At 60.3% G+C, this 3,824-nt stretch carries 1 protein-coding gene; it reads right to left on the bottom strand.

The genetic code is table 11. The annotated features are described in order from the left end of the window. Nucleotides 1-3,824 (bottom strand): calcium-binding protein (locus tag AC1D0P_RS23070; RefSeq protein ID WP_477678877.1); only part of this gene is annotated, 3,824 nt, incomplete at both ends.

The raw sequence follows: 3,824 nt of genomic DNA on the forward strand, positions 1-3,824 counted from the left end.
GGCTGAGGCTGACGTCGCCGGCCAGCACGGTGCCGTCAAAGCGCACGGTGTCCACATTGCCGGCGGTCTCGTCGTAGTCCAGGATGGTGTCGCTACCGTCTCCCAGGCTGTACAGGTAGACGTCGTTACCCTCCCCTCCGTGAAACTCGTCGTCCCCGGCCTGCCCATCAAACACGTCTGCTGCGCCTGTGCCGCCTAACATGTCGTCTCCGGCTGTGCCCAGGATTGTGGGGGTGGTCGCGGTTGGGACAACTGCTGCCTCCAAGGCCTGCCGGTCCCACACGGTGCCGTCGGCGAACTCAACCCGCTCCACCTGTTTGAATTGGTCGGTATTGTCGGCAAACCAGTTGTTGAATTGCACCTTATCGTCCGTGCCGTTGATGCTCAAAGTCAGTGTGCCGGCTTCATCACGTGTGACCGTGATATCAGCCACTTCTACGGTACTGTCAAAGCGCAAGGTGTCGATATCGCCCGCCGCCTCGTTGAACTCGCCGATCAGGTCTACACCTGAGCCGCGGCCAAAGAGATAAACGTCGCTACCGGCGCCTCCTGACAGGTAGTCATTGCCGGCACCGCCGTCCAGGGTATCGTTGCCGGCCATGCCGAACAACTCGTCGTCACCCCCCAGGCCGTTGACCGTGTCATCACCCACAGTGCCTACCAGCTCGTCTGTGCCTTCGGTCGCAGTTTGCAGCACTTGCAGGCTTTCGAGCATTGCGGTATCCCACACGGTACCGTCGGCAAACTCGATCTGCTCTATCTTGTTGCCTCCGATGGCGAACGTCCCTGCCAGAGTGATGCGGTCTCTTGTGCCGCCGATGCTCAGGTACGCGTCGCCGTCGAAGTTTCGGGTGACCTTGATATCAGCGGCGGTCACCGTGCTGTCAAAGCGCAGGGTGTCGATGTTCCCCACCGTCTCGTCGTAGTCGTCGATGCGGTCGGAGCCGTCGCCCCGGCTGTACAGGTAGACGTCGTTGCCGGCGCCACCGCTCAGCAAGTCGTTGCCGGCGCCACCGGCCATCACGTCAGCCCTTGAAGTGCCGAAGAGGGTGTCATTGCCTTCCGTGCCTTGAATGACCGCATCGGGCGCGGCAACCGTGAGCGTGAAATTCGACGAGGCTGACAAGCCGAAGATGTCCCTTGCCTTGACGGTAATGGAAAGCGCCCCGGCAAAGCCCAATGGCGCGGTTCCCTCAAGCCTGAACGAGTCGACGTTGAAGTTTAGCCAGGCGGGCAAAGGGTCGCCGTTGGCAAGGCTGAAGCTGTACGTCAACGGATTGCCGTCTTCGTCAGAAAACAGGTCCGAGGGAATATCCAGGCCGACGTTCCCTTGTGCCTCGATTTCCTGATCGTCCAAGGCATACACCGCTTCAGGGGCATGATTGAGGCGGCTCGCCTCAGCCAGCGCGAATATATCGCCAGCATTCCAGACCACACCATTGTCGAAAACAATGCGCTCCAGGAAATAGCCCGTGGCGTCGGCATTGAGGCCCTGGCTGATCGTCAATGTCTCACCGGTGGAAATAATCTGGATGATGAGGTCCAGGTACCCAGGCTCGTAGGTCAGCACGATGTCGGCTGGATTCAGTCCCACCAGCCTGACGTTGTCAAAACCTCCACCGGTATCACCGGGCTCCCCGGAAGTATCACGAATGATGTCATCACCTGAACCGGCATACCAAACGTATGTGTCGTTGCCGGAGCCGCCATACAAATAGTCGTTGCCGCCCCCGCCGTCGAGGATGTCGTCGCCCTCAAATCCGTAGAGGTAGTTTTCGTAAGCGCCGCCGACGATGTGGTCGAACAGCGACCACCCTATCAATGCCGATTCGAAGGAATAACTTTCCCTCAGCTCCATATTGAGCGCCTGGTCCTGGATGTTCCAGACGGTCCCATCCGCAAACCGGAACCACTCAACGGTATATAGCTCTCCCGCCAAAAAGTTCTGCGCAATGCTCAGCGTCTCGCCCGTGTTGTTGATCCTCAGAAATGCTTCGCCRCCGTTATGCCGGACCATGGTCAGGTCCGAGGCGTACAGACCTCGAAGTTCCAGAGAGTCATTGGCACCACCGCCAAAATCATAGATGTGGTCGTCGCCGTCTCCGCGCCCCCAGACGAAAGTGTCGCTTCCTGTGCCTCCATCCAGGTTGTCGTTGCCGGCACCACCTATAAGACGATCATCACCCCCGCCACCGATCAGGCTGTCGTTGCCATCACCGCCGTCAAGCACGTCATCGGTATCAAAGCCCCAGATGAAGTCGCTGCCGGGGGTACCTTCCAGTGATTTGAGCCGAAGGGCCGGGAGGTCCCACTCGAGCCCGTCTGCAAAGACCAGCTTTTCAACCACGCTCTGCTGGAGTAAATCAAGAGAGCTGCTGATGAGCCGAAGCCGCTCACCGGTATCAATCACCTCAATCACAARGCCCACGCCGCCGTCGCCTCGAACCCGGATATCGGTGGCCAGCAAATTGCCCAGCAACAAGGTGTCGAATCCACTTTCTTCGGTCACGGTATCGTTGCCGCTGCCCCTTCCCCAGACATACGTATCGTCGCCCGCTCCGCCCACCAGGGTGTCCTCTCCGGTGCCGCCGTCGAGCGTGTCGTTGAACGCGCTGCCCACCAGCACGTCGTAACCGGCTGCCCCCGACAGAACGCTGGGTTTGTTGAAGGCCATAAGGTAGTTATCGCCAGCGTCCCCCTGGGCTTCCTGGCCCGCCGCCAGCAGGCCCGCCAGCGTGGTGGTCTGGCCGCCGGCCGTGACCACGATGTTGGCCAGGAACAGCTCGACATCCCCATCGCCGTAGCTGGGCTCCAGCGTGATGCTGTCGGTACCGGTCGAGTCGAGGTACAGCACCACCGATTTGGAATTGCGCTGCACCAGGCCTATGCGCAGGCTGGCCAGGTCGGCTTGTTCGCCCAGGGCGATGGTCACCGCCGAGGCGGCCGCCAGGGCACCGCTACCCATCTTCACAAGGTCCCGGCCGTCATTAGCCTCAAAGCTCAAAGTGTTTCCACCTGACTCAAGCTGAATCTGATCGTTACCTCCGCCTGCGGAAATCGTATTGCCGCCGGCATGCACCGCAATGCTGTCAGCGCCCAGACCTGTGACAACTTCCTGATTGGCGCCAGCCACGTCCACGGTTCGCGGTGTGAGGCTACGCTGAAGCAGCGCTTTTGCGGTATAGGTTTTGCCGTTGACGCTGACAGACGCCAGGGAGCCATCCGCCCAGCCTGTGCCTTGCACCTGCAGCGCCCCAATGGTTAAGACCTGGTTGCCGTTTRGAAGGAAGGTCAGCACGGGCACATCCGCCGGGTTGCCGGCATTGATGATATTCAGCGTGCCGGCCGCATGCGAGGAGTCGTTCAGTTTGACCACTGTCGCCTGGGAGGCGTCAATGGTGTAGCGGTTTTGTCCAGAGTCGTCGGTCAGCTCGGCATTGCCGTTGACCTGGTAAATGTCATCGCCGGCGCCGCCTTCGGCAATGTCGGTTGCGCCCACCACCAGGGTGTCGTTGTCGTCTTCACCGTAAAGCCGGTCTTGCCCTTCGCCACCGATCAGGGTGTCGTCGCCCTTACCGCCGTAAAGCCAGTCCAACCCGTCCCCGCCGATCAAGGTGTCAACGCCATTGCCACCGTTGAGAAGGTCATTGCCTGATCCGCCATCCAGATAATCATCACCGAACAGGCTTTCAGGCGTTGCCGCCCACGAGGTTACGTCACCTTCCACACCATCGCCGTACAGGATGTCATTGCCGCCACCGCCTTCGAGACGGTCAGCGCCACCGCGGCCATAAATCGTGTCGTTGTCTTGTTCGCCGTAGAGG

It is taken from the genome of Polaromonas sp. P1_G2 (genome assembly GCF_056405515.1).